This is a genomic window from Bacillus sp. F9_6S_D1_P_5, from assembly GCF_054823925.1.
The window spans coordinates 1-23,654 of record NZ_JBTREW010000033.1; the positions used below are offsets into that span (position 1 = coordinate 1).

The window sequence follows — 23,654 nt, forward strand, 5'->3', positions numbered from 1 at the left end:
TAAATTCTATGATTTTATATTGTTTTCTTTCACTAAAATCAAAAAAGATTCCGGAGTGTTGGGAACCCCTTCAGGGTTTCCCAACACTCTGAAAAGAAGCTTACGTTTTTACGTAAGCTTCTTTCTATATATTATCTCTTCATCTATGACTTATCTCTTAAAATTACAGAAAATTCATTTTATAATCATTCGTTTTTAATTTTTTATGATACAATTTACATATACAGGAAAGGGTGAGACCTATGAAAAATTTTTCTCGTACAGGAAAAATTTTATTCAGTTACGGAGCAATCCAACTTTTTTGGGGACTTGTAATGCTTAACGTTAATTTATTTGAGCATACAAGTGAAACGATAAAATATATTATTCTAATTACCGGAATAGTTTGTTGTATTATATCCAACTTTTTTAAAGCACCTCAAAGTCATACTAATACGTGATTTCATGTTAACTTAATGGGAGCGGAAACCTGCATTTTATGCAAAGTTACGCTTCCTGTTGTAATATCATCACTTATCCCAGAGTAAACCGATTTTCACATAGACAAATTACGATTTCGAATATATAAATTATATCCCTACTCGCTACCTCTCTCTAGTTTCACACCGCATAGGGCTAAAAAAGGCCCTGACCGCTTCTACCCGTGGCTGGATCATCTATTCCATCTAAAAAGAAGTCTTTTATCTTTTTAGCTCTTCGTTAATTCTTTCTCATCTTTCATGCTATAGTAGCCTAAATTAACAACAATTAAAAAATAACCGCCCATAATCCCTACTGCAAATGCCCACATAACCATGTGGTGCTCAATTTCATACATAATAATAGCACCCAAAATAGCAGCGGCAAAACGGTTAAACATACCGAGCGTCGGTGCTTTCGTTTTCTTTACGATACTATCTCCAAGCTTCTCAATTCGTCTCCCTAAAAGCCAAACACAATACATACTTACAATAAGTCCAATTCCTGCACCTAGAAAATGTGCTGAAAACGGCGTTACCATCCAGCCTAGCAAAAGAATACCTAGTATATAATACGATTGAATCTTAAACGACCTTAATGACATACTAATCATGCTGTTCTCCTCTTCGATAATTTTTATCCCGCATTAACGGGCAGTAAGACCCTCACCTCAAAATTCAGCGGAAGCAAAGAAGTTAGGTGGGGGTCGGGCTGCCCGTAAAAGCCCGATTGGTGAGGGCTGATAATCAGTGGGGGATGAACAAAACCCCCACTGATTAAAGTTTCACTTTATCTATCCAACAAAAAATTTCTTTCCAGTTTATACTGCTTACATCCATTTCACTCAAATTAAAAACAACATAAACAGTACGTTTATGTTGTTTAAATATTTTTAGAAAATAATATTATACAAGATTTCAAACATCATATCCTCATAATTTGTGAAGTTTTTTCAAACATTTTTCGTCCATTTATGAAAAAAATGATATCAATCTATGAACATACGGATATGATGTAATAAGCACACAAATAAAGGGGGCGTCTAATGATTTATTTTTTAATGGCTCTCATTCACCTTATTATCCCTGCACTTATTGGACTTTCATTGTATTGGTATACGAAAAATCATAGTATTTTCTACGCTGTCCTCGGTGTTCTTCTTCCAGGTATTATTCTTATCACACTCTTCCGTATTCCATTTTTAAACTTAATTCCACTTATTACTGCTATCTTATTTCTCATCTTCTTACCAAAAATAAAAAAATAGGAAAGCAGATCATAGGTGATCTGTTTTCCTATTTTGATATAGGTTCCCCCGCAGCAGAATGTACATTTACTTTCTCCGATTTTACAAACCATAGACCGAAGAAAATAATAATTCCACCGATTATTTGTTGAAACGATACATATTCATTTGCCCATACAGCTGCAAATAAAACAGCTACAAGCGGCGTTATATACATATATACCATCGTATGTGATGCGCCAATTTTTTGAACACCAACATACCACATGACTAAACCAAATACTGTTACAAAGAAAATGGAATATAGTAAGGCGAATAGTGTCATTCCGTGTGTAATGTGAAATGGCATTATAAATACATATGGTCCACTTAACAATAAAAGCGGAATCGCGCCAACTAAGGCTGACCATGCGGTAACACGTAGTGCTGAATATTTTTTAATTAATGGACTTGCTAAAACAGGATAAAGTCCCCAGCATATTGATGTAATGAGTCCGATCCCATTCCCGTAAAACGAACTAGCAAGTGAATGCCCTGCTACTAAAACTAATGCGGCACCGCCAAACGCAATGATAGAGCCGATGAGCTTTCGAGAAGAAAACTTTTCTTGTTTCAAGAAAATCGCAAATACAGTTGTAAAAATAGGTGAAATAGAAATGAGTAAAGAGGCATTTGTAGCGGATGTATATTTGACAGTTTCCATAAATAATGTTTGATACAGTACAATACCTACAACGCTAACGATGATTAATCGAGGTATATCCTTTCGCTCCATATGAACCGACTTTTCAATAAAAAATGTAAGGAGTAACATAAGCGGTGCTGCCGATATCATCCGAAGTGCAGTAAACTCAATTGCTGTAAATTCTAACAGTCCATATTTCGCAATCGTAAAATTAATCCCCCAAATAATAACGACACTTAAAATTAATAACTCCATCCCCCATTTTCTCACGCGTATCCCCTCCGCAAATAAATTATACAGAAAATTCAATCACATGTACATTTCATTATGTGAAAAAATCTTTGTATTGTCTGGAGAGGGGTGCGTTGTTTGGTACATGAAATTATATCGGCGATTTTTCGAATATATCAGCGCAACTCGAATTATATCAGCGATTTTCCAAATATATCGGCACAGCTCGAATTATATCAGCGATTTTCCAAATATATCGGCACAGCTCGAATTATATCGACTTATCAACAAAAACGACAATAATAGCGACTTATACAATAAAAAGGTGGTTCCAAAATACATTTTGGAACCACCTTTCCTTACTTACACTCGAACGTGTAACTTCATATTCGGATTATAAAATTGGCTCGGACTCTTCAGCTGAAAAGTTCCTCCACCTTCATGCCAATCAACTGTTAACTTATCATCCATAAATACAAGCTTTGTGCGATCTGCAATAAAATTCATTACGCTAGATTCGATATCCACATCGCGCTCATCTTTTTCTGCTACAGCTACTAAATCGATAATTCCGCTCATTACACAACCGCAACCTTCATTATCGTAAAATAACTTTATATATTTCGCCTCATTTGGAATCGTATCCATAATTTTTTTATATGCTGCTTCTGTTACAGTAACGTACATATTCTAAACTTCATCCTCTCTTCTCGTATCCTTCATATATTGTACCACCATTTTTCTTTAAAAATATATACAGAAAATTACGAACAATATACAATGTATGTAGTAAAGGAGGTTGTATCACTCATGCTCAAATTATTGCGATACCCCATCTTCCTAGGTCTACTCGGTAGCTTTTTTATTTCTAGCGGTATGGTATTACAACATATACTTCCCTATTCTCCTTCTATTGGTTGGATTTTAGGTTTTATTGGTTTCCTAACCGCTTCTTATTTCGCTGTGAAGAACAAAAACATCTAATTAGTTCAAGGAGGATAACATAACATGCCAGCTTTAAAAGAAATAGAACAATCACTCAATCATTTATTCCAAATAGAGAAATACGGAAAAGACAGTGCCTTTAGTCGATTTATCCCGGCCGTATATGATCCTATCCCATTTCCATGGCAAAAATTTTTTGAAGCCAATTTTATAGAGCTATTTAACGGCCTTATGATACGAGGAGCTGAAACTGTAAATAAAGTATTTTTAGCTGTTTTTCCTACAAATGACGTTCTTGAAACATTCATTTCACAATCCACATCTGGTGATTTACTTTTTATGCACCACCCACTTGTAATGGAATGCGGTGATCCGCTTGGAAAATCAGGTCGTGGTTTTATTCCAATATCTGAAAAATATTTGCAAGCGATAAAAGAAAAACAACTTTCTATATATACATGTCACGGACCAATGGATGTTCATCAAACGCATGGAACGAGCATTTCAATTGCAAAATCCTTACATGCTCATGTAGTTGACGGCTTTGCATATGAAGGTCCAGAACAAGAGCCAGTTGGCCTTATTTGTGAAATAGATGAAACATCCACAGAAGCACTCCAAAAGCGTCTCAAAAATCTCTTCCATATTCCTTACACAGACTTCGAAGGTAAACAACATAATTCTATCAAAAAAATTGCAATTATTGCGGGATGTGGTGATGTCGTTTCTCTCATGAAAGAAGCAGAAGCAAAAGGCGCTGAAGCATATATTACTGGGGAAATCCATTGCCATATCGACAATAATTACGGCAAACATAAATACTCGCTCATTATGGATTACGTAACAGAAACGAATATGTCACTCATCGGTGTATCACACTCTGCCTCTGAATATTTAGTGAAAGAGACATCGATGTATGATTGGTTTAAAGAGAATTTTGAAGTGGATGTTACTTTGGTTCCACAGGAGAAATGGTGGTTATAAACTTTTAAAGAGATAGCTAAATTAGCTACCTCTTTTTACTAAACTTAAAATTTCATGAGGCGTTTGAAAAATATAATCAGCCTCTTCGAATCCTTTCCTTGTCTTTGCTCCCCACAAGGCTAAACCAAATTTTGCTCCCGCTTGTTTTGCGCATTGTAAGTCATATACTGAGTCACCTATGTATATCGCTTCTTGTGCATCTATATTCAATCTTTTTAGACATGTCACAAGTGGCTCTGGATGTGGTTTATGTTTCATTGTATCTTCCACACAAATAGAGTGTTCAAAATATGAATGTAATCCAAATGGCTGGAAATCATCGATAAACTCTTGACGTGTTTTTGAAGTCACAATACCTGTTCGAATCTTATATGAAGATACTATTTCAATCACTTCTGCAATTCCTTTAAATACTGTAATTTCATTCTTAAAATCTGCCATATTACGTATCCATTTCTCATGAACTGCTTTCATATTTTCCACACCAATTTCTTGTAACGCAGCCATACCAGGAATACCTAATGCAAAATGTAGCTTTTCTAATGAATAATTCATCCCTTCATCTCGCAACGTTCTCTGTAATGAATATAAAACTGCTTTTTCCGTATCTAACATCGTTCCGTCAATATCAAATATAATCCCCTTCATTTTTACGTCCCCCTTTACTTCACTCCAACGATTAGCTCAATTCCATATTCTTTCACTACTCTTTCTAAATCGCCAGGAATAACATCATTCGTAATAATTGTATCTATCGATTCTAATGACAGCGCCTTAAAGTTTTGACGTTGATTCATTTTTGTCTCATCGGCAAGTAAAAACACTTCATTTGTTTGTTTAACAATTTGACGCTTAAAATGAATATCTTCCTCATACGCATAATAGACACCATCTTCTGTAAGACCGGGTGATCCAATAAAAACTTTATCAAAATGATAATCTTTTAGTTTCTCCATTGCAGAAAAACCCGTCATATAACGTGAGTGTTTATTTAATTCTCCACCCAAAATATGAATATTTACATTCTCCATATCCATTAAATGATTTACTGTATCAATTGAATTTGTAACAACCGTTATATTACTTGCTGTCAAAAATGAAGCCATACAGTTAACAGTTGTTGAAACATCAAGATAAATCACTTCATTATCTCCTACAAAAGAAGCAGCTCGCTTTCCAATAGATACCTTATATTCAATTTCTTTTTCCTCACGATTTACATAATCCGATATTTTATGGTGGAAAGATGATAAAGCTACACCACCATGGGTTCGTACTATTGTTGTTTCATTTGTTAACTTTACAATATCTCTTCTTGCTGTATCTCTGGAGACTTGAAATAGCTCACACATTATCTTCAAACTCATCGTCCTATGTTCATTCAAATACTCCATTATTTTTATTAAACGTTCCTCTTGATTCATACTCTCACCCATTTTCATTTACTTTTAAGTACTTTTAAGCTATTTTAAGTATATCACAACGAAAACCCTTAAATAAGCCTTGAAACAACTTAAAACAGGAGTGAGAAAATGCTACGTACAATTATTTTTGATTTTGATGGCACACTAGCTGATACTTTACCTTTATGTTATTACTCGTTTCAAAACGTTTTTTTGCAATTTGATAATAAAGAAATTACTGAAGCAGAGATTCTTTCTATGTTTGGTCCAAGTGAAGTTGGTATTATTCATGAGAACTTACTCTCTGAAGAAAAAGAAGTAGCAGTTGAAAGATACTATGAATGTTATGAAGAAAAGCATCATGATTACGTAGAGCGAAATCATGAAATAGTAAACCTTTTAATACATTAAAAAAAACAAGGGTTTCAGTTAGCTATCGTAACTGGAAAAGCAAGAAGAAGCCTGGATATTTCTCTAAAAGCATTAGGATTAGTTTCTTTCTTCGACTGTATAGTAGCTGGAGATGATGTAACGAAGCCAAAACCTGATCCTGAAGGTATTCTTCTTGTATTAAATACATTAAATGTAAATGCAAACGAAGCAATTTTTATTGGGGATAGTGATGCTGACATACTTGCTGGAAAACAGGCAGATGTACGAACGATTGGCGTACAATGGTTACCGAACTATCAATCTGCTACATTTACTGTGCAACCAGATTATTTTATTAAGAAAATAGATGATTTTCTCATCTCATTAAATACTAGATTTTCAAAATAAGTAGTCTACTACTGACAAAATTACTGGATCGGAGCAAATTCAAGTATTTAATCCTACTTCATCTGTAGGTCCCGCTACTGTAACTTGGACTAGCATTACAACTGGAAACCCAGTTTCAAGAGGAGATGCTATATCCCTTTATATTACCCCTGGGATTACTGCCAGTGCTGTATATTCTATTTTTCTAATCATTGATATTTAGTTCCCTCTTAAAAGTAATTTATTTAACAAAAAAAGCCCCAATAATTTGGGCCAACAAATAGAAATACAAATGGATTAAAACAAATAACAGACAAATTCACTATATACTATCATTATAAAAATACCCATCTTTTGGATTATCAATTATATAATGCGTCAATAGTATAAACACTTTCAAATTTTTCTTCACAAAAAAAGAGATCCCTCTCAAATCAGTGATCTCCTTTTTAAAAATAATTTTTTATGATATCGGCAATATAACCTTCACCGTCGTTCCAACCCCAACTTCACTTTCAAAACTCATTTTACCGTTGTGATCTTTAATAATTTTTTCTGTGACTACTAAACCTAAACCTGTTCCTGTTTCTTTCGTTGTGTAAAAAGCTTCATTTAGCTTCGGAATTTTATCTTTTGGGATGCCGCACCCTTCATCCTTAACTTGAACAATGATTGCATCTTCTACAGTCACTTTAATCGTAATTGTTCCGCCAACTGACATTGCTTCAATCGCATTTTTAATTAAATTAAAAAATACTTGCTTTAATCGTTTTTCATCACATGTAATCGATGGTATGTCTTTACTATAAATACCTTGTATGTGCACTCCTTGATTTAAAGCAGGCTTCCCCATAACTCGGATAACATAAGCGATAATTTCTTCTATATTATGAACTTCTGATTCTAGTGATTTAGATTTCTCAAATCCACTAAGTTCTGTAGCGATTGTATGAATTCGTTCTACTTCTTGTTTCATAATATCACTATATATTTTATCCTCTGGATATTTAATCGCTTGCTTATTAACAAATTTATCTAAATTAGCTAGAGGTCTTCTAATTTTGTACCCAATAACTGTAGCCATTTTCCCAACAGTTGCTAGCTTTTCTGTTTGTTGTATTTCTTTATCCATCATCTCAAGCGTACGAACGTAAGATTGAAACCTTAAAAACATAATCCAACATATGATAGTAAATACGCTATATAATGCCATCGGGATTAAAACGAGTGACGAATGAATAATGATTCCTATAAGGGCGTATTTCCCAACAAGTATACCAGTAACTAACCAAAAATACCTTTTGTTCACAAAGAGTGGGACAAATAAAATAAAAAATCCTTCTACTATATTCCCACCATCGAACTCAGCATCACTACCGTAGTAAATCATAAAATTATGGATAAAATCTAATAGGTTATATCCAATTAGAATAATATATTTCACTGCAAATGGATTCTTCCATTTCATGAAGTATACTCCAATACAAAACAAAATCACCATTAGAAAATAGAGCCATAAACCTAAACCATCTTCAAATTGTCCAACTCCTTCTTGCTCTCCTCCTATTAAAGGTACAATAAATTCGTAGGCAAGATCGTATACAAAAAATATAATGAAAAATAAACTTAAAAATATTTTCAGTGCCTTCATTTCTTCATTTTTAAATATATCGTCTTTATTCATATGGTAACTCCTAGCTTTTCTCCCTCTTGGATTTCATTATTTCTACGTTGCTTCGGGAGCATAATATCTATTCTAGTTCCAATATCTCTTTCACTTGAAATATGTAATTCACCAAGATGCTGCTCAGTAACAAGCCGATTCGCTACCGTAAGTCCTAGGCCAATTTTATCTTGCTTCGTTGTATAAAAGGCCTCTTTAACACGAGCTAAATTTTCTTTCTTAATACCGTAACCATTATCAATTACACTTAGCATTACATAATCTTGCCCTTTGTTTTCTAACCGTAACTCTAATGTGCCACCTTGCTCCATTGCCTCCAGAGCATTTTTTATGACATATAGAAAGACTCCTCTTATTTTCCGCTCATCACATTCAACTTCTATCGTATTTTCTTCCACATTAGAAATAAACTGGACGCTAGATTCATTCATTTTTTCGCGAACAATTGTTACTGCTTGTAATGCAATTTCACCTATATTATGTTTCTTATAAACAGAAGGTTTACATGTAGCAACTTCCATTAACTCGCTTATCATATTATTCATATTTTCTATTTCAAAAATCATCTGTTTGTAAATAGGATCCTCCCCATGCTTCTCTCGTTGTAATTGCGTAAACCCTTTTAATGAAGCAAGTGGATTTTTAATTTCATGTCCCACTGTCGCTGCCATTTTGCCGATTACTGCTAATTTTTGTGATTCACTAGCAATCTTAATACTTTCCTTTACCGCTGAAAGATATTGTATAAATCGATTTAAAATGATGTATGCCGCTATTAATACGAGTGTATACATAATGAGGAACATAAACCCTTTTACTTCCTTTAATACAAATAAATAAATAACATATTTCCCTACAATTGTCGAAAGTACAAACACAAAATATTTTTTACTTAAAAATATAGGTACAAAGAAGATGAAAATAATTTCTATTATATTTACTCCATCAAATGCCGCCTCATTATAAAGCATATACGAAAGTATATTAACGATTTCTATTCCTATGTATGCAAATACACATGCATATTTAACAAGGTTCGCTTTCTCTTTTTTTATTAAATATACATTCACACCGAGTATTGCAGTTCCGCAAATAAATTGCCATAGTATGCTATGTCCCTTATCGGTTAGCGATTTATTCTCTAATACGATTGCGTAGAAAATTTGGTATGAAACAACAATGACATACAGCACCCATAAAAAAATTTTTGCATTCCTTTCTTCTTCTTTATATGATAGAAAACTTCCTTTCACTTCAACACCCCTTCAAAATAATATCTCGAAGAATACCATTTATTATAATAAATGATTTTCATAGACAAACAAAGATAAATCGAACATTTGAGGGAAATCATTCCAATAAAACACATCATCTTCAGACTATATATACACATAAAAGCTATGAACAATAATACTTATATTATGGGTGCAAAAAAATAAAAAAGCATAACAACGCTTTTGGGATAGAGCATATGAATAGAATAGGGGGATGATTTATGTTTGTTACCGTCGAGAAAGATGTTCATATTTTTGTGCAAGACGTTAATCCCAGACCCGGTAGTAAAACTGTTTTCTTCGTCCATGGCTGGCCTTTAAATCATCAAATGTACCAATATCAACTCAATGTGTTACCACAGCGCGGTTTCCGCTGCATCGCTATGGATATACGCGGGAACGGGCAATCTGATAAACCGTGGACTGGCTACACATACGATCGTTTAGCAGACGATATCGCCATTGTTCTAGAAGCACTTCAAGTCGAAAATGCTACATTAGTCGGTTTTTCAGTAGGTGGTGCTCTTTCTATTCGGTACATGTCTCGCTATAATGGCCATCGTATTTCTAAACTTGTATTAGTCGATGCCGTTTCCCCCTCTTTCGTTAAAAATGAAGAATCTCCCTATGGTGTCCCAAAAGAACAAGCAGATACCCTTATTAATCAAATGTATGCCAATATGCCAAAATTTTTAAATGATGTGTCTTTATCATTTTTCAATAGAAATTTAGGGTCTGCTACGTTAGAATGGTTTTCTTACCTCGGTATGCAGTCTGCTTCCTACGCTCTCATCAAAATATTGCAAGCAGCCGCAAAGGAAGACGTAACGAAAGATTTAAGTAAAATTAACGTCCCAACAAAAATATTCCACGGTGTTCACGATCAACTTATCCCATACAAAAGCGCTGAACTTACGCAAAAGCGGATTAAAAATTCTCAGTTACACCCTCTTACAAATAGCGGTCACGGCTCTCCAATCGATCAAGCGGATGAATTAAATGAAGAACTTATAAAATTTTTGAATTCATAAAAAATGTATGCTAAATCGTGTAATAGGAATGCAGTTTTTGAAAAATAAAATTCACATATTTCTCACAAATCAATTAATAAAACGATTACATTTTCATTTATACTAAATGTACAGGTAATACTCCCTAACCCCAGGTTACCCCGTTAAATATTATAAAAAAAAGAACTTGTATCGTTATACAAGTTCTTTTTGTTTTCTATTTAAACAGTATATCTTTACTATACTGTTTTCCAGCAAGTAAATCATATTGGATCATTTTATATTTCTCTAACATTTCTTTTTGTTCTTTTGTTAAATCAGTTATCTCTTCCCCATCTTTATTAACCTTTAACTCATCTCTAAGAACCGGTATCTCTTTATGCATTTCCGATAAGAATTGATAAAACGGTGATTGATTTAGTCCTGCATAATCAAAAACAAGACTAGAAAAATAAATTGGACTTACTAAACCTAAATTGTCATTTGGCAAATCAAAGTTTGCATACATTAACAATGGTGTTTCTGACATAATTAATCTTTCTCTTACCGTCTCTTCGTCTTCTATATATCCTGCTTCTGCATAAATAGCTTTATTAGTTCCTAACATAGGTAAATGGTCTCCAAAGAAGACTAGTAAAGTAGGTCTATCTAGATCGTCAAGCTGCTCAATTAAATATTGCAACGCTTCATCTGATAGTCTTACACCTTCTGTATACGCTTCTAATTCCGCTTTCGATTCCTCTTCTGTTAATCCACTAATTTCTATTTTATTTTCTCCAAACATATTTGGCGTATATGGAAAATGATTTTGCATCGTAACCGCATGAATAAACGTAGGTTGTTCTCTCTTTTTTAATTCATCTATTATTTCTTTACTCATAGATAAATCACCAATATTGTCTCCAACTACTTCTTTATTTTTCATCGTGTCTTCTGCATTAAAATTATCAAATCCCAATGTTTTATATACATCTTCACGTTTATAAAACGATCGGTTGAAAGCATGAATTGCACTTGCATAATACCCTTGTTTTTTCAATTCACTTGCAATAGATGGCACTTCTTTCTGGCTTGGAATAGCTTGTTGATATGGTATAGACCCAGGCATTAAAAGACTCATTGAGTAACTCGTTAACGCTTCAAATTCTGTATTCGCTGTATTTCCTCCAAATGTAGGAGCTATCGTTTGTCCCCCTGGAAAATTCTCCATATAACGATGTAAATTCGGCACTGGATCTTCGCTAAATGACAGATTTGTTAATTTTGTCGGATCCCAGAATGCCTCACTCATAATAAATATAATGTTCGGCTTCTCTGCTTTTTTTTGCGCTTTTACTTTACCGCCATATTGTTTTTCTATATCCTTTGCAATTTGCTGCATATTTTCCTTTGAATACTTCTCTGGCTCTTTAATGACTGTCGTATCTAAGTTACTTAAAAATCCAATAACAAAACCATTCACCTTATAATTTGCAGCTTGATTCCACGCACGGATGTCTACCCCAGCTTTTGTAAATATATTATTCATAAAGGTAGTAGGATAGTTACTATATGCATACAACATAAACGCAGAGCCACATATGAAAATAACCCTCATAATAATATGTGATTTTATAACTGGAATATACTTTCGTATATACATAACTACAAACACAATCAAAACAATGCTAATTATTGTAAAAGATATAGTCCTAAAACTGAAATAATCCATAACCATTGGTATAACGGAATCCATATGACCAACCTGTGTGAAATCAGACGGATAAAATGGTTCTCCTCTAAAAATGAGCTTAAAATGGTTCACCATCACAAAAATAATTAAAACTAAGCTAGTTATCGTTGTACTTAAGAAAACTCTTCCAAGCAAATTATATGCAAAAACGTATACCATATAAATAAATAGCAGGCTTAATATATACTGGCCATATTGTAAATACACCCATGCATTTACTGCTATAAGACTCATATCTTCCTGCACGATGATATACATCCAATTCATTGTATGAGCAATTAAAAATAATACGACATAAACTCGAATAGCCGGCCTAAGCTTATGACCGATGCCTTTATTTAAATGAATGATGTATAGTAGTACACTCCACAAAACAATAATGAGTATACTTAGCGGTAGTTTCCCATTAAAAAATTCTTTAGTTCTCTCAAATTCGAAAGATCTTAACATAACAAAAAACAGCGTTTCTAAACAAATCGCCCACATTCCACTAAGAATGATAGAAATTAGTAGGTTCTTCCTCGATTCTTGACGAGAAAAACTAAGATAAAATTCATCTCTTCTTCGTTGTTGTGTTAAAAAATCAAAACGCAATTTATTCCCTCTTTCCTTTACCCCTTCGTCTCGCATCAACGAACATATTGTCATATACAAAATAACATATTTGTATACAGTTAGTCTCCCTATGTGTTTGTATTATACACGTATCTCCTTAATTTTCCCTTAAAAAATACAACTTCTTCATCTCTTCTATATTCTAGTAGCATAATAAACGAACTATGCTTCATGAAAATATTACCATAAGAAAAGAACCTACCAACAATGACAGGTTCTCCTTCATTTTAACAGACATGGACATATTTATTATAGAAGAGAATACATCCATACCTTCCATATAATACATACAAGTACGATAACTACAAAATCAAAAAAGTCTAATCTCGGGCCCTTTTTCATATTCATCTCTAGCCACATATGAATCCATTTTATTTTTGTATATTTTCGGATGTTTTTCTTTGCAAATCGGTAAACGAGTACTTGCATAATAAAAAATCCGACTACGAAAATGAACAATAAAATGAGAAAATCGACCACAAAACTCCTCCCTATTTTTGCAGCGATTTTTCTACTATTTTATTTCTCAAAACCCACTCTTCAAATTGAGCACTTCCAAATTCCCAGCTAAGATCACGAGCATGTACAGAAAAAACGTAATGACCAGCATATTCGTCCATAAATCTACCTGTCTCGATCTCATCTTTCTGAAGACCATATGCTCCAAAATTAAAATACACATCCCACACGTCTTCATTTTTCCTTTTATAAGCAATCGATTCCATATCACATTCTGTTCCAAAATAATCAAGATGTAAATGTACACTATCATCATATTCGTATTCCATTTTATCACCCCTTATATTTGTACTTCTTTATCACCCAAAAAATTCCTGCTATCTACACTCACATGTGGGCACTTACCTACATATCATGCTTGTAGAGTGACTTCTAGGAGGTGTTATATAGTGAAAAAATTAATAGCTGTTTTTTGTATCATGTTACTAGCTGTTTTCACATTTGCTGCTTGCAGCAGTAAAAAAGAAGGTACGAAAGAACAAACACAAAACATTCGCGTCGGCGAAGTTACCCATTCTCTCTTCTACGCCCCGTTATATGTCGGGATTGAAAAAGGATTTTTTAAGGATGAAGGATTAAATATTGACCTCCAAACAACAGCTGGCGGAGATAAAACGATGACCGCCCTATTATCTGGCGGGATTGATATCGCTCTCGTCGGTTCTGAAACGTCCATTTACGTTCATCAACAAGGCGCAAAAGATCCTATCATTAACTTCGCACAACTTACACAAACAGATGGAACATTTTTAGTTTCGCGTAAAAAATTAGACTCTTTTAATTGGAATGACGTAAAAGGTGTTACATTTTTAGGACAGCGTAAAGGCGGCATGCCACAAATGGTTGGAGAATACGTTTTAAAGAAAAATGGCATTGATCCTCGCAAAGATACGAACTTAGTCCAAAACATCGAATTTGCTAACATTGCAAATGCCTACGCATCTGGTACAGGGGAATTTGTACAGCTCTTTGAACCGACTGCAAGTATATTCGAAAAAGAAGGTAAAGGATATATTGTCGCTTCATTCGGAAATGAATCTGGTACTGTTCCGTATACAACGTTCATGGCAAAAGAAAGTTTCTTAAAGAAAGATAAAGATGCTGCTGAAAAATTCACACGTGCTCTCTATAAAGCGCAGCAATGGGTTGATACTCATAGTCCAGAAGAGATTGCTGATGCCGTTTCTCCGTTATTTAAAGACACTTCAAAAGACATTACAGTAAAAGTAATCGAACGATATAAAAAACAACACTCTTATGCAACAAATCCGCTATTAGATGCTGAAGAATGGAAACAGCTCCAAACGATAATGAAAGAAGCTGGCGAATTACAAAAAGAAGTTCCACATGAAGCGCTCGTCAATACAAAAATTGCCGAAAGCGTTATTAAGAAATAGAGGCGAAGTGTATGAGCTTTTTACAAATACGTAACGTTTCTCACTGCTTTTTCGCAAAAGAGAATGCCAAACTGATTCTCGAAGATATGAGTTTACAAGTAGAAGAAGGCGAATTCATTTCTATACTCGGTCCAAGTGGCTGCGGCAAAACGACACTTCTCTCCATTATTGCTGGGCTGCTTGATCCAATTGAAGGTATCGTCTTTTTAGATGGTGAGCCCATTACAACGAAAACTTCATCCATGGGATATATGTTGCAGCAAGATTACTTGTTCCCTTGGAAAACAATTGAAGAAAATATTATGCTTGGACTTCACACCCGAAAAATTTACAATGAACAGACGAAAGAACATACTTTACAACTTTTAAAGCAAGTCGGTCTACATGATGTAGAAGAGCAATACCCTCGTGAACTGTCCGGCGGTATGCGTCAACGCGCCGCTCTCGTTCGAACATTAGCGACCGATCCGAAAATTTTATTGCTAGATGAACCATTCTCAGCGCTCGATTATCAAACGAAATTGAAACTAGAAGATCTCGTTTTCAGCTTACTACGCAAATATAAGAAAACGTCACTACTCGTGACACATGATATCGAAGAAGCCATTGCGATGAGTGATCGTATTTATTTACTACAAGCGAACCCTGGGAAAATTGCAAAAACATTTATCGTCCCAGAAAGCATCCGTTCCTTATCACCGTTAGAATCACGCCACCACCATGACTTCCCATCCCTCTTCCAAGATATATGGAAGGAGCTGGAGCGACTTGGATAATATAAAGCAACTGCATGAACAGTTTCGGAAGAAAGAACGCAAGCGCGCATGGTTAGCTCGATCACTACAGCTTTTACTGCTCATTCTTTTCTTTGCACTATGGGAAATAGCTAGCAAAAAAGAGTGGATTGATCCCTTACTCTTTAGCTCTCCTTCAAGCATTTGGGATCTCTTCCTTAATAAATGGCTTGACGGTTCCCTTTGGGTCCACATATGGACGACATTACTTGAAACGGGAGTAGGCTTCATTCTTGGAACAGTGCTCGGCGCTATTATCGCTACTTTCCTTTGGTGGATACCGCTTCTCGCCCGCGTACTTGATCCCTATCTCGTCGTCCTAAACGCCATGCCAAAAGTGGCACTTGGTCCGATTATCATTGTAATCTTCGGTCCAAATATTTCTTCGTCGATTGCAATGGGCGTAATCATTTCCATCATCATTACCATTCTCGTTATTTACAGCGCATTTCAAGAAGTCGATTCTAACTATATAAAAGTGATGGACACATTTGGCGCAAATAAATGGCAATGTTATAAGCAAGTCGTTCTCCCAGCATCCTTCCCAGCAATTATTTCAACGTTAAAAGTGAACGTTGGGTTATCATGGGTCGGTGTTATATTCGGCGAGCTTCTCGTCTCTAAACAAGGTCTCGGTTACTTAATTAGCTACGGTTTCCAAGTGTTTAATTTCACGCTCGTCTTACTAAGCGTACTACTCACCTGCGTCCTCGCAACACTTATGTATGTGTTTGTTGAGGCATTTGAAAAACTTCTAATTGGAAAAAGAAAAAAAAGCTGACTTAGAGCGATAGACTATAGTCAGCTTTTTTCTTTACCTTTTATCACACATCTTTGTTTCATTTGTAACGTTGCCATTCGCAACGGTAACTGTATGGAAACAATCTTTCACACGTACTGTAACCACATTTTCTTTTCGATCTATTACATGATAATCATCATACTTTTTATTTAATGCACTACGAATTTGCTCTCCTTCAAAAATCGGAAAACCGTGAGACATTACCCAAATGAGACCAGCAACCGCAAGAATCGTTTTCATACGTTTCATTACCTCCTCGAGAGTAAACTTATAGTCCCTATAATATGCGCATTATAATTGTGTCTAATTTGTGACATTTTTATACTAATTCTCTTTTAAAGCTTCAGTTCCTTCTTCTTTTTTATTAAAAATACAGAATTTTCAATTTTATAAACATAAAAAAACGTAAAGAATTAAAATTCTTTACGTTTTTTTAGCTACAATATATCACTCACATTATTGTCCACTTTGTTGTTCTATCGTTTTCGAAACATCATATAATCCCGACAACACTTCCGCTCTCATTTTGACAAGCTCAGGGAACTGATAGAAGAACGCAATCTTTTTATACTTTAACTCCGATCCTTCTTTCACTTTTTTTGAATCTTGCAAAATAAATGCTGTAAACGTATCTGCAATATCTTCCGCTACATTTGTCGTTCCATACTGCGATACAAACTCCTCATGCTTTTCTTTAAAAAATTCAATTTGAGTTTCTTCGCTTTCTTCTACTTTCTTTTCTGTCCACTCCTGCTCAATTGGTTTCCAGAAAGAGTTATAAAATTGATTAATATAAGATTTCCCCTTCGTGCATCCCTCTTGTAAGAAAAGAGTTTCACAGTTATTTCTGTACGTTGAAATATCTTTATCTTCTTCAAAATCCTTTACATACTTTTCATCCACTGGTATTTTCTTATGTCCGAGCGTCAACACGTGAGCTGTCTCATGAATTAATGTTTTCATCACTTCATCAATATTTACCGCAGAATCAAGCGTATCTAAGCTAAGAACCCAATCTTTCGGATTCTCCATACTCGGCATAACGTGGGCAACAACACCGTCATAACCATCCGTTATTAAATCAAATTCTGTTATATTCCCGCGATATTTAGCTGGGATGAGGGTGCGGTATATATCCCATAAATCTTCATGATAACCTCTATCTTGACGTTGTTGTAGCACCTCTTCTTTCGCTTCTTTATCCTCAGCGAATACTTTATTTAAACGTTTCCGTTCTATTTTTTCAAAATAAGGATCTACAATTTCATCACCATCAATATAATAAGAAGCTAAAAAGAAGTAACTTTCATCCTCTTCTTTTTTCTGTTCTGCCTCTTTCATATCCGCAATTTCATGCTCTCCTATATTATAATCTTCTACTGCTTCAAGCTCAGATAATCCATCTATTTTTTCATATACTTTTTGAAGTTTCTTATCTCCTATTTCTACGCATTCTTCTTCTGTCTTACAAATTTCTTTTTCTTGCACACTCTTCATAGAACTTTCGCATCCTGCCACTAAACCGATTGCGACAATAACCCCTACTAACTTGCCATACAGTCTCTTCATACACTCCTCCATTATTCTATTCTACAAAAATATAATAATCATTTTTTAAAGAATATGCGATAATTAATTTTAAAAACTGTAAGGGGGTTTCTCATGATTCGAGCAGTCTTATTCGACTTAGATGGAACACTATTAGATCGGCGCCAATCTTTAGAACAATTTATTCATGATCAATATAATCGCTTTGCTTCTCACTTAATGAACATAGAAAAATCCGAGTATTGCTCTCGGTTTCTTGAACTCGATAATAATGGCTATACGTGGAAAGATAAAGTATACGCTACTCTCCTTTACGAATACAACATTACTACTTTAACGCCCGAGCAACTGTTGCACGACTACATTACTAACTTTCAACATCATTGTATTCCTTTCCAAAACATGCACGAATTACTTCAGCGTTTAACACAACAAAATATGAAAATCGGCATTATAACAAACGGCTTTACTGATTTTCAAATGAACAATCTTCGTGCACTAAACATACATACGTATACAAATACAATTCTCGTTTCCGAAGCGGAAGGAATTAAAAAACCACATCCTGAGATTTTCGAACGTGCTTTAAAAAAGCTAGATGTTAAGGCCACAGAATGTCTTTACGTTGGAGATCACCCAGAAAACGACGTGCTTGGTTCTGAACGAGTAGGGATTCTTGGTGTGTGGAAAAGAGATTCATTTTGGGGTGATTTTGAGCATTCGCGTGTAGTGGATGATTTGTTGGAGGTGCTTTCGTTTTTAGAGGTAGAGACAAAAACAAGACAGTAGTAAAAGGAGGTTTCGTTTTCCGAACACCTCCTCTTCCTTTATGATTCATATACTGTAAACTGCGGTTTACTCGGATGATCTTTCACTATCGCATCGTCTGGAAACTTTGAAACTTTTCGATATAAGGCAATGTCACCAATGCAACCTGCTGTCAGTAGAATTCCTAAAAATGAGAGTGGCTCCAGATTCATAGCTAATCCCAATACAATTGGCAAAATGCCAGTTGGTAAAAACGGTAGCATTAACACTTTCTTCATTTGCTTTACTGTAATCGCCTGTTTAGAATGTGCATATGCAACACCTAATTTCCAATTGACGCCCCATTTTAGTTCACTCCACGGCACGCCTCCGATATAGCGAAAGCCTATTAAATGTATCGCTTCATGAATACAAATGAGAACAAGCATTGCGATAATAAAAAGAAACATAGTTGGTAACGTAAATTCCAATTGAACCCCGCCTGAAAGAAATACATGCAAAAAACTAATTCCAAATGCTAAAACAAATATTATAAGAAATGCATAGATATTTAATTTAACCATCGAAATAGTAACAGTCGTTTCTGCTCTTTTATCCATCTTTCCCCTCCTAAAATGTAAATATATCTTTGCAAAATTGTATAATATATCCAATACAATATAAAGATATATTTACATTTGTTCTTACACACAAAAAAAGAAACCGGCCACTTTACTTCGTAAAACAGCCGATTTCTTCTATATGTTTCATCGTACGCGCCAATACATCGTCGCGCATTATAAAGCTAAATTTTCTATCCGTTTTAATGTTGTCAGGAATTTCTGTTAATAAAACAGATCCTTTCGTTTCTTCGTAATGCGTATGTTCTTCTACCGCACTAATTGTTGCAAAATAAATGTTTTTAATGATTATTTTGTCTTTTCCAGATACTTTATATTGTCCTAAGTAAGTTAAATCAGAAACTATGCCGCCGGTTTCTTCATGAACCTCTCGAACTGCCGCTTCTTCCGGTGTTTCCCCGAGTTCCACTTTACCACCTGGAAATTCAAGACCGCGACGTAAATGATGCGTTAATAACCATTGATCCCCGTACCGGCATACAACCCAAACATGCTTTGGCTCAGGAGAAAATGGATAACGTTCAAACGATAATTGTACAGTGTTGTGGTAATAATCTTTAAATTTGTACATGCCATTACTCCCCTATTGATGGTTACAAGTTTTTCCTACCACAAATTGTAGCATATTCTCGCTTTTCTGCATAATATTATCCAATTATAATCCATTGATTATTCCCATTTGCGCGACTAATTCTTTCGTCTCATGATTTCCTAAATCGTAAATCATTTTATATGCTTTTTGTAGTTGTTCATCATAGCGGTCATTATTTGAATCGTGATGATACTCAACAAATGGAACGTGAGAACGTACAAATGAGCCTAAATCTTCTACATACGCTTGATCAAAGTACTCTCTTAACTCCGTAATTTCCTCATCACTTGCGGCAATCTCAAAATTATACGTATCCGCCGTCTTCACTTGTGAAATTTGACCGTTTCCTATTGATATATAATATGTTTTTTTCGTCTCCATGTAACACCCTTCTTTCATCCTTTTAATTTCTATTGTTTTCATCAAATACAAAATTATGTAAAATAAAGAAAAGGAGGGATTTCATGCTGAAAATATTAATTATCGGTATTATCATCGTCCTAATCATACTAGTACTCTCCGTCATGACGATTAACAAAGGCTACGCTTATAAACATTCTGTTGATAAACCAGAAGATAACCCTTATACAAAAAACAACAAGAAGAATCCATAATACGCTTCGTATACTACTTATTTTAATCGTACTCAATGCCATTCATATCTAGTATTACTTTAACGACAGTTCAAAATACCTTTCTACCACTTGCACAATTTCTATTAGGAGCTTCACTATTCCCCATTGCCCTTGAACAAATAAAGAAAAAAGATTCAAGAATCGGATTTGTTTAGATTTTCCTCATCATTAGCTATATAAAATAACAGGGGGGATATATATGCTAAAAGGATTACAGATTACTTTTGCACTCATTGCATTATGTATAGTAATATACGGATATTTTACTGGTAATAGAGAAATGACGCCTTATATGTTCATTTTCTTAGGATTAATGGCTTTCACTGTTGCGCTAGGAGAAATAAAACAACATAGAAAATCTAATGGTATACTCGCTTTCATGGCTGGTGCTGGTGCTTTATTTCTTAGCTTCTCAGAACTATTCCGATAAATAGTCTATTTAAAGGAGGTTATATAATGCTAACCGGATTACGGATTGTTTTAAGATTTATTACTCTTCTCGGACTCTCTCTTTGCACTTATGCTCTTATTACCGATAATTTCACACTTCTCCCCTACACGCAATTCATCCTTAGTTGTAGCTTTATTCTTCTAGGAATTAACGAATTGCAATCCGGACGAAAATCAATGAGTATTCCGTTTTTTTTCGTTTCTAGTCTTATATTCTTCTTTTTAATATCGAGCTACTTTCGCTACATGTAGAATGAAATTCCAATCAATTTAGCATTTATAATTATTTTCTTTCTACTAAGGAGTGCTAAAATGCATATTAGACAAATACAACTAACCATCGTTTTTATTACTTTAATTCTATGTCTATACAGTACATTTACAATGAACTTTCAAACCTTTTCACCTATCATTTTGTTCCTCTTTAGTTTATATGGCATTTTAGTAGGAATTGAGACGATTCAAAAACAACAAAAGTAAATTGGAGTCATTAGCATCAGTTTAAGCATGTTTACAATTTTTTTGTTATTCCATTTATATTGTTCTACTAAAGGAGGATTATATGTTTAAAAACATTCGAATTATACTAGCAACGATTGCCCTCATCCTCGCTATATTTAGCCTCTTTGCAAATATCTCTATACTTTTGTCATTCGTATTCATCCTTTTGAGTATTATGTTTATCCTGTTTGGAATTGATGAAATAAAGAAACAGGAAAAAGCAAAAGCATTTGTTTATTTTCTCGGTTCTGCCTTTGTTTTATATGTTGGGGTGTCTAGTATATTTTCCTAAAAAAGAGGCCGTCCAATACATATTTTAGACGGCCTTTTCTTTTTATTCGCTTCATACCCTTGTCAATTTTTGTCGGTAAATCGATATCCAGTGTCGAAACGTCGATATATAAAAAAAATCGTTGATATATTAAAAAAATCGTTGATATATTTCAAGTTGCGTTCGATATATTTGAAAAATCGTCGATATCATTTCATTTATTATGGTGCTACAAAAAAACTGCCCTTTTACAGGCAGTTTTCCTTTTTATCCAAACACTTTCTCAAGTTCATCTTTATCTTGGCTTAACCAGAAGTTCATTAAGCGTTGTGCTCCTTCTAAGTCGTGAAGCTTCGCTTGGCCACACTGCGTTTCATTTGCAGCTGGAATTTCTGTAATTTGAACCGCATCTTTTAATGTTAATTCTAATAAATCAATGATTTCTCGAACCGTCGGTGTTCCGCTTACTACAAGATAATATCCTGTTTGGCAGCCCATTGGTGAAATATCGATAATATCAAAATGCGGATAACGATCAATATATTTACGTAAATTAAATGCTAATAAATGTTCTAACGTATGAATAACATCTGGTTTCATTGCTTGTTTATTCGGTTGGCAGAAACGAATATCGAATTTATTTACAATACCGTCACTACCTACATTGTGAACTCCGCAATGTCTTACATAAGGCGCCTTTACAATCGTATGATCTAATTCAAAGCTTTCTACTGATGGCATACAACATCTCTCCCGCTTTTAATTTAATTCCGTTATATCCAATATGATATAACGGAAATGCACATTAGTAAAGTATTATGTACAGTCGTGCTATAATACTTTAAGAATATGCTGAAAAGGAGACCGTTATGAAACAGATTTTTATTGAGATTATACGCTTTTATCAAAAGTTCATATCTCCGATAACACCACCAACTTGTCGCTTTTATCCAACCTGCTCTCATTACGGGTTAGAAGCGTTTCAAAAACATGGTGCCTTGAAAGGGTTTTGGCTTACATGTAAGCGTATATTAAAATGTCACCCTTTCCACCCGGGAGGATTTGATCCTGTCCCAGATAAAAAGGATGACAAAGTAAATTCTTAATTGTCGTAGCCATTCACAACTAAATCTAATTTTCCTGTGTCAGGGTTAATAACAAGACCGTGAACAGGTACTTCTTCAGGAAGTAACGGATGGTTACGAAGTACTGATACGCTATGTTCTACGCTTTCTTCTACACTAGAGAAACCGCGCAGGAATTGTTCTAAATCGATTCCAGAATAACGAAGTGTATCTAATTTTTCTTCTGTTACACCGCGTTCTTTCATTTTTTCGATTGTACTGCTTGCTTGAATTTTAGCCATACCGCAATCGTGGTGACCAACTACACATACTTCATCCGCACCAAGCTCGTATACAGCAACTAAAATACTACGCATAATACTTCCGAATGGATGTGAAATAACAGCACCTGCTACTTTAATAATTTTCACATCACCGTTACGCATATTCATTGCTTTTGGTAATAGTTCAACAAGACGCGTATCCATACAAGAAATAATTACCATCTTTTTGTTTGGAAATTTCCCTGCTACAAACTCTTCATATCTCTTCTCTTCAACGAATTTTTCATTGTACTGCAAAATCTCTTCTAATGACTTCATAGTAAAGGACCCTCTTTTCTCTCGTTTACACTACATAAACAGTGTACCAAAATATGAAAAACAC

At 34.6% G+C, this 23,654-nt stretch carries 30 protein-coding genes and 4 pseudogenes; 17 read left to right on the plus strand and 17 right to left on the minus strand.

The features are described from left to right. Window positions 1-242: 242 nt before the first annotated feature. The gene (locus ACUXEY_RS26170) at window positions 243-440 is read left to right on the plus strand and encodes a hypothetical protein (protein WP_461301920.1); all 198 of its coding nucleotides are present in this window, start codon (window positions 243-245) and stop codon (window positions 438-440) included. Window positions 441-688: 248 nt separating this feature from the next. Here ACUXEY_RS26170 and ACUXEY_RS26175 read toward each other — a convergent pair whose 3' ends face one another. Then, entirely contained in the window at window positions 689-1,072 is a 384-nt protein-coding gene (locus tag ACUXEY_RS26175) for an ATP synthase subunit I (RefSeq protein ID WP_000624931.1), read from the minus strand. A 432-nt stretch (window positions 1,073-1,504) separates the two neighbouring features. On the opposite strand from ACUXEY_RS26175, the gene ACUXEY_RS26180 reads away from it, so the two are divergent. Next, window positions 1,505-1,726 (plus strand): hypothetical protein, encoded by a 222-nt coding sequence (locus tag ACUXEY_RS26180; RefSeq protein WP_000639042.1) that lies wholly within the window; start codon window positions 1,505-1,507, stop codon window positions 1,724-1,726. Between the two features lie 28 nt (window positions 1,727-1,754). Here the strand turns inward: ACUXEY_RS26180 and ACUXEY_RS26185 are convergent, their stop codons facing one another. Both ACUXEY_RS26185 and ACUXEY_RS26190 read right to left on the minus strand, forming a co-directional pair. After that, window positions 1,755-2,660 carry a DMT family transporter gene (locus tag ACUXEY_RS26185; RefSeq protein ID WP_429599009.1) on the minus strand — a complete coding sequence of 302 codons (906 nt, stop codon included), beginning with the start codon at window positions 2,658-2,660 and terminating at the stop codon, window positions 1,755-1,757. Between the two features lie 324 nt (window positions 2,661-2,984). Continuing rightward, on the minus strand, window positions 2,985-3,308 hold the full coding sequence (locus tag ACUXEY_RS26190) for an iron-sulfur cluster biosynthesis family protein (RefSeq protein ID WP_166703432.1): 324 nt from the start codon (window positions 3,306-3,308) through the stop codon (window positions 2,985-2,987). Window positions 3,309-3,431: 123 nt separating this feature from the next. Between ACUXEY_RS26190 and ACUXEY_RS26195 the strand changes: the two genes are divergently transcribed. After that, window positions 3,432-3,605, plus strand: a complete 174-nt coding sequence (locus tag ACUXEY_RS26195; protein ID WP_243870711.1) for a hypothetical protein — start codon at window positions 3,432-3,434, stop codon at window positions 3,603-3,605. A 24-nt stretch (window positions 3,606-3,629) separates the two neighbouring features. Further along, entirely contained in the window at window positions 3,630-4,550 is a 921-nt protein-coding gene (locus ACUXEY_RS26200; protein WP_429599004.1) for a Nif3-like dinuclear metal center hexameric protein, read from the plus strand. Window positions 4,551-4,571: 21 nt separating this feature from the next. Here the strand turns inward: ACUXEY_RS26200 and ACUXEY_RS26205 are convergent, their stop codons facing one another. Further along, window positions 4,572-5,198 (minus strand): HAD family hydrolase, encoded by a 627-nt coding sequence (locus tag ACUXEY_RS26205; protein ID WP_429599001.1) that lies wholly within the window; start codon window positions 5,196-5,198, stop codon window positions 4,572-4,574. A gap of 14 nt (window positions 5,199-5,212) precedes the next feature. Then, a complete protein-coding gene (locus tag ACUXEY_RS26210) occupies window positions 5,213-5,974 on the minus strand; it encodes a DeoR/GlpR family DNA-binding transcription regulator (RefSeq protein ID WP_073522393.1) in 762 nt (253 codons plus the stop codon). A gap of 108 nt (window positions 5,975-6,082) precedes the next feature. Between ACUXEY_RS26210 and ACUXEY_RS26215 the strand changes: the two are divergent. Next, window positions 6,083-6,733 (plus strand): annotated as a pseudogene (locus tag ACUXEY_RS26215) (HAD family hydrolase). Window positions 6,734-6,758: 25 nt separating this feature from the next. Beyond that, window positions 6,759-6,935 (plus strand): annotated as a pseudogene (locus ACUXEY_RS26220) (collagen-like protein); the annotation flags it as partial. 240 nt (window positions 6,936-7,175) lie between these two features. On the opposite strand, the gene ACUXEY_RS26225 reads toward ACUXEY_RS26220, so the two are convergent. Next, window positions 7,176-8,396 carry an ATP-binding protein gene (locus tag ACUXEY_RS26225; protein WP_461301921.1) on the minus strand — a complete coding sequence of 407 codons (1,221 nt, stop codon included), beginning with the start codon at window positions 8,394-8,396 and terminating at the stop codon, window positions 7,176-7,178. After that, complete coding sequence (locus ACUXEY_RS26230) at window positions 8,393-9,649, minus strand: ATP-binding protein (protein WP_461301922.1); 1,257 nt, start codon at window positions 9,647-9,649, stop codon at window positions 8,393-8,395. The genes ACUXEY_RS26225 and ACUXEY_RS26230 overlap by 4 nt, the downstream gene beginning before the upstream one ends. Window positions 9,650-9,891: 242 nt before the next feature. Here ACUXEY_RS26230 and ACUXEY_RS26235 point away from each other — a divergent pair, with 242 nt between their 5' ends. Beyond that, the gene (locus ACUXEY_RS26235; protein WP_461301923.1) at window positions 9,892-10,701 is read left to right on the plus strand and encodes an alpha/beta fold hydrolase; all 810 of its coding nucleotides are present in this window, start codon (window positions 9,892-9,894) and stop codon (window positions 10,699-10,701) included. A 196-nt stretch (window positions 10,702-10,897) separates the two neighbouring features. Here ACUXEY_RS26235 and ACUXEY_RS26240 read toward each other — a convergent pair whose 3' ends face one another. The 3 genes from ACUXEY_RS26240 to ACUXEY_RS26250 all read right to left on the minus strand — a co-directional run bounded on the left by ACUXEY_RS26240 (window position 10,898) and on the right by ACUXEY_RS26250 (window position 13,815). Continuing rightward, entirely contained in the window at window positions 10,898-13,042 is a 2,145-nt protein-coding gene (locus tag ACUXEY_RS26240) for an LTA synthase family protein (RefSeq protein WP_461301924.1), read from the minus strand. Window positions 13,043-13,276: 234 nt separating this feature from the next. Continuing rightward, window positions 13,277-13,507, minus strand: coding sequence for a hypothetical protein (locus tag ACUXEY_RS26245; protein WP_166703440.1), 231 nt, complete (start codon window positions 13,505-13,507; stop codon window positions 13,277-13,279). A gap of 11 nt (window positions 13,508-13,518) precedes the next feature. Further along, window positions 13,519-13,815 carry a DUF3986 family protein gene (locus ACUXEY_RS26250; protein ID WP_429598990.1) on the minus strand — a complete coding sequence of 99 codons (297 nt, stop codon included), beginning with the start codon at window positions 13,813-13,815 and terminating at the stop codon, window positions 13,519-13,521. 120 nt (window positions 13,816-13,935) lie between these two features. Here ACUXEY_RS26250 and ACUXEY_RS26255 point away from each other — a divergent pair, with 120 nt between their 5' ends. Genes ACUXEY_RS26255 through ACUXEY_RS26265 form a run of 3 tightly spaced genes read left to right on the plus strand, consistent with a single transcriptional unit; the run spans window position 13,936 to window position 16,518 of the window. Then, window positions 13,936-14,943, plus strand: a complete 1,008-nt coding sequence (locus tag ACUXEY_RS26255) for an ABC transporter substrate-binding protein (protein WP_461301925.1) — start codon at window positions 13,936-13,938, stop codon at window positions 14,941-14,943. 11 nt (window positions 14,944-14,954) lie between these two features. Further along, window positions 14,955-15,719 (plus strand): ABC transporter ATP-binding protein, encoded by a 765-nt coding sequence (locus tag ACUXEY_RS26260; protein ID WP_461301926.1) that lies wholly within the window; start codon window positions 14,955-14,957, stop codon window positions 15,717-15,719. Next, window positions 15,712-16,518, plus strand: coding sequence for an ABC transporter permease (locus ACUXEY_RS26265; protein ID WP_461301927.1), 807 nt, complete (start codon window positions 15,712-15,714; stop codon window positions 16,516-16,518). Before ACUXEY_RS26260 ends, ACUXEY_RS26265 begins: the two co-directional genes overlap by 8 nt. Window positions 16,519-16,551: 33 nt before the next feature. Here the strand turns inward: ACUXEY_RS26265 and ACUXEY_RS26270 are convergent, their stop codons facing one another. Together ACUXEY_RS26270 and ACUXEY_RS26275 are read right to left on the minus strand one after the other, a co-directional pair. Then, window positions 16,552-16,779: a hypothetical protein gene (locus tag ACUXEY_RS26270; RefSeq protein ID WP_000849119.1), complete on the minus strand. Its 228-nt coding sequence runs from the start codon at window positions 16,777-16,779 to the stop codon at window positions 16,552-16,554. Window positions 16,780-16,995: 216 nt separating this feature from the next. Next, a complete protein-coding gene (locus ACUXEY_RS26275; RefSeq protein ID WP_461301928.1) occupies window positions 16,996-18,108 on the minus strand; it encodes a recombinase family protein in 1,113 nt (370 codons plus the stop codon). Window positions 18,109-18,201: 93 nt separating this feature from the next. Here ACUXEY_RS26275 and ACUXEY_RS26280 point away from each other — a divergent pair, with 93 nt between their 5' ends. Beyond that, window positions 18,202-18,876 (plus strand): HAD family hydrolase, encoded by a 675-nt coding sequence (locus ACUXEY_RS26280; protein WP_461301929.1) that lies wholly within the window; start codon window positions 18,202-18,204, stop codon window positions 18,874-18,876. Between the two features lie 38 nt (window positions 18,877-18,914). On the opposite strand, the gene ACUXEY_RS26285 is transcribed toward ACUXEY_RS26280, so the two are convergent. The 3 genes from ACUXEY_RS26285 to ACUXEY_RS26295 form a co-directional block, all read right to left on the minus strand. Continuing rightward, window positions 18,915-19,454 (minus strand): DUF3267 domain-containing protein, encoded by a 540-nt coding sequence (locus ACUXEY_RS26285; protein ID WP_461301930.1) that lies wholly within the window; start codon window positions 19,452-19,454, stop codon window positions 18,915-18,917. Window positions 19,455-19,566: 112 nt separating this feature from the next. Then, a complete protein-coding gene (mutTA, locus tag ACUXEY_RS26290) occupies window positions 19,567-20,046 on the minus strand; it encodes an antimutator 8-oxo-(dGTP/GTP)ase (protein WP_048529549.1) in 480 nt (159 codons plus the stop codon). Window positions 20,047-20,130: 84 nt separating this feature from the next. After that, window positions 20,131-20,448 (minus strand): hydrolase, encoded by a 318-nt coding sequence (locus tag ACUXEY_RS26295; RefSeq protein ID WP_098346797.1) that lies wholly within the window; start codon window positions 20,446-20,448, stop codon window positions 20,131-20,133. 83 nt (window positions 20,449-20,531) lie between these two features. Between ACUXEY_RS26295 and ytzI the strand changes: the two genes are divergently transcribed. From ytzI to ACUXEY_RS26320, 5 genes and pseudogenes are all read left to right on the plus strand, one after another. After that, entirely contained in the window at window positions 20,532-20,681 is a 150-nt protein-coding gene (gene ytzI / locus ACUXEY_RS26300) for a YtzI protein (protein WP_461301931.1), read from the plus strand. Next, window positions 20,674-20,857, plus strand: a pseudogene (locus tag ACUXEY_RS26305) (hypothetical protein). Before ytzI ends, ACUXEY_RS26305 begins: the two are co-directional and overlap by 8 nt. 44 nt (window positions 20,858-20,901) lie before the next feature. Next, a complete protein-coding gene (locus ACUXEY_RS26310) occupies window positions 20,902-21,132 on the plus strand; it encodes a YczI family protein (protein WP_461301932.1) in 231 nt (76 codons plus the stop codon). Between the two features lie 332 nt (window positions 21,133-21,464). Next, window positions 21,465-21,703, plus strand: a pseudogene (locus ACUXEY_RS26315) (hypothetical protein). An 11-nt stretch (window positions 21,704-21,714) separates the two neighbouring features. Beyond that, window positions 21,715-21,945, plus strand: coding sequence for a YczI family protein (locus ACUXEY_RS26320; protein ID WP_242252372.1), 231 nt, complete (start codon window positions 21,715-21,717; stop codon window positions 21,943-21,945). Between the two features lie 246 nt (window positions 21,946-22,191). On the opposite strand, the gene luxS is transcribed toward ACUXEY_RS26320, so the two are convergent. Continuing rightward, window positions 22,192-22,665 (minus strand): S-ribosylhomocysteine lyase LuxS, encoded by a 474-nt coding sequence (gene luxS, locus ACUXEY_RS26325; RefSeq protein WP_001141371.1) that lies wholly within the window; start codon window positions 22,663-22,665, stop codon window positions 22,192-22,194. Between the two features lie 128 nt (window positions 22,666-22,793). Between luxS and yidD the strand changes: the two genes are divergently transcribed. After that, on the plus strand, window positions 22,794-23,030 hold the full coding sequence (gene yidD / locus ACUXEY_RS26330; RefSeq protein ID WP_461301933.1) for a membrane protein insertion efficiency factor YidD: 237 nt from the start codon (window positions 22,794-22,796) through the stop codon (window positions 23,028-23,030). Here yidD and ACUXEY_RS26335 read toward each other — a convergent pair. Then, complete coding sequence (locus ACUXEY_RS26335) at window positions 23,027-23,590, minus strand: beta-class carbonic anhydrase (protein ID WP_048529555.1); 564 nt, start codon at window positions 23,588-23,590, stop codon at window positions 23,027-23,029. The genes yidD and ACUXEY_RS26335 overlap by 4 nt on opposite strands. Between the last annotated feature and the right edge of the window lie 64 nt (window positions 23,591-23,654).

Coding starts and splice junctions, on each gene's coding strand:
- ACUXEY_RS26170 (WP_461301920.1), top strand. CDS start 243: ATGAAAAATTTTTCTCGTACAGGAAAAATTTTATTCAGTTACGGAGCA.
- ACUXEY_RS26175 (WP_000624931.1), bottom strand. CDS start 1,072: ATGATTAGTATGTCATTAAGGTCGTTTAAGATTCAATCGTATTATATA.
- ACUXEY_RS26180 (WP_000639042.1), top strand. CDS start 1,505: ATGATTTATTTTTTAATGGCTCTCATTCACCTTATTATCCCTGCACTT.
- ACUXEY_RS26190 (WP_166703432.1), bottom strand. CDS start 3,308: ATGTACGTTACTGTAACAGAAGCAGCATATAAAAAAATTATGGATACG.
- ACUXEY_RS26195 (WP_243870711.1), top strand. CDS start 3,432: ATGCTCAAATTATTGCGATACCCCATCTTCCTAGGTCTACTCGGTAGC.
- ACUXEY_RS26200 (WP_429599004.1), top strand. CDS start 3,630: ATGCCAGCTTTAAAAGAAATAGAACAATCACTCAATCATTTATTCCAA.
- ACUXEY_RS26205 (WP_429599001.1), bottom strand. CDS start 5,198: ATGAAGGGGATTATATTTGATATTGACGGAACGATGTTAGATACGGAA.
- ACUXEY_RS26210 (WP_073522393.1), bottom strand. CDS start 5,974: ATGAATCAAGAGGAACGTTTAATAAAAATAATGGAGTATTTGAATGAA.
- ACUXEY_RS26225 (WP_461301921.1), bottom strand. CDS start 8,396: ATGAATAAAGACGATATATTTAAAAATGAAGAAATGAAGGCACTGAAA.
- ACUXEY_RS26235 (WP_461301923.1), top strand. CDS start 9,892: ATGTTTGTTACCGTCGAGAAAGATGTTCATATTTTTGTGCAAGACGTT.
- ACUXEY_RS26240 (WP_461301924.1), bottom strand. CDS start 13,042: ATGCGAGACGAAGGGGTAAAGGAAAGAGGGAATAAATTGCGTTTTGAT.
- ACUXEY_RS26250 (WP_429598990.1), bottom strand. CDS start 13,815: ATGGAATACGAATATGATGATAGTGTACATTTACATCTTGATTATTTT.
- ACUXEY_RS26260 (WP_461301926.1), top strand. CDS start 14,955: ATGAGCTTTTTACAAATACGTAACGTTTCTCACTGCTTTTTCGCAAAA.
- ACUXEY_RS26270 (WP_000849119.1), bottom strand. CDS start 16,779: ATGAAAACGATTCTTGCGGTTGCTGGTCTCATTTGGGTAATGTCTCAC.
- ACUXEY_RS26275 (WP_461301928.1), bottom strand. CDS start 18,108: ATGAAGAGACTGTATGGCAAGTTAGTAGGGGTTATTGTCGCAATCGGT.
- ACUXEY_RS26280 (WP_461301929.1), top strand. CDS start 18,202: ATGATTCGAGCAGTCTTATTCGACTTAGATGGAACACTATTAGATCGG.
- ACUXEY_RS26285 (WP_461301930.1), bottom strand. CDS start 19,454: ATGGATAAAAGAGCAGAAACGACTGTTACTATTTCGATGGTTAAATTA.
- mutTA (WP_048529549.1), bottom strand. CDS start 20,046: ATGTACAAATTTAAAGATTATTACCACAACACTGTACAATTATCGTTT.
- ACUXEY_RS26295 (WP_098346797.1), bottom strand. CDS start 20,448: ATGGAGACGAAAAAAACATATTATATATCAATAGGAAACGGTCAAATT.
- ytzI (WP_461301931.1), top strand. CDS start 20,532: ATGCTGAAAATATTAATTATCGGTATTATCATCGTCCTAATCATACTA.
- ACUXEY_RS26310 (WP_461301932.1), top strand. CDS start 20,902: ATGCTAAAAGGATTACAGATTACTTTTGCACTCATTGCATTATGTATA.
- ACUXEY_RS26320 (WP_242252372.1), top strand. CDS start 21,715: ATGTTTAAAAACATTCGAATTATACTAGCAACGATTGCCCTCATCCTC.
- luxS (WP_001141371.1), bottom strand. CDS start 22,665: ATGCCATCAGTAGAAAGCTTTGAATTAGATCATACGATTGTAAAGGCG.
- yidD (WP_461301933.1), top strand. CDS start 22,794: ATGAAACAGATTTTTATTGAGATTATACGCTTTTATCAAAAGTTCATA.
- ACUXEY_RS26335 (WP_048529555.1), bottom strand. CDS start 23,590: ATGAAGTCATTAGAAGAGATTTTGCAGTACAATGAAAAATTCGTTGAA.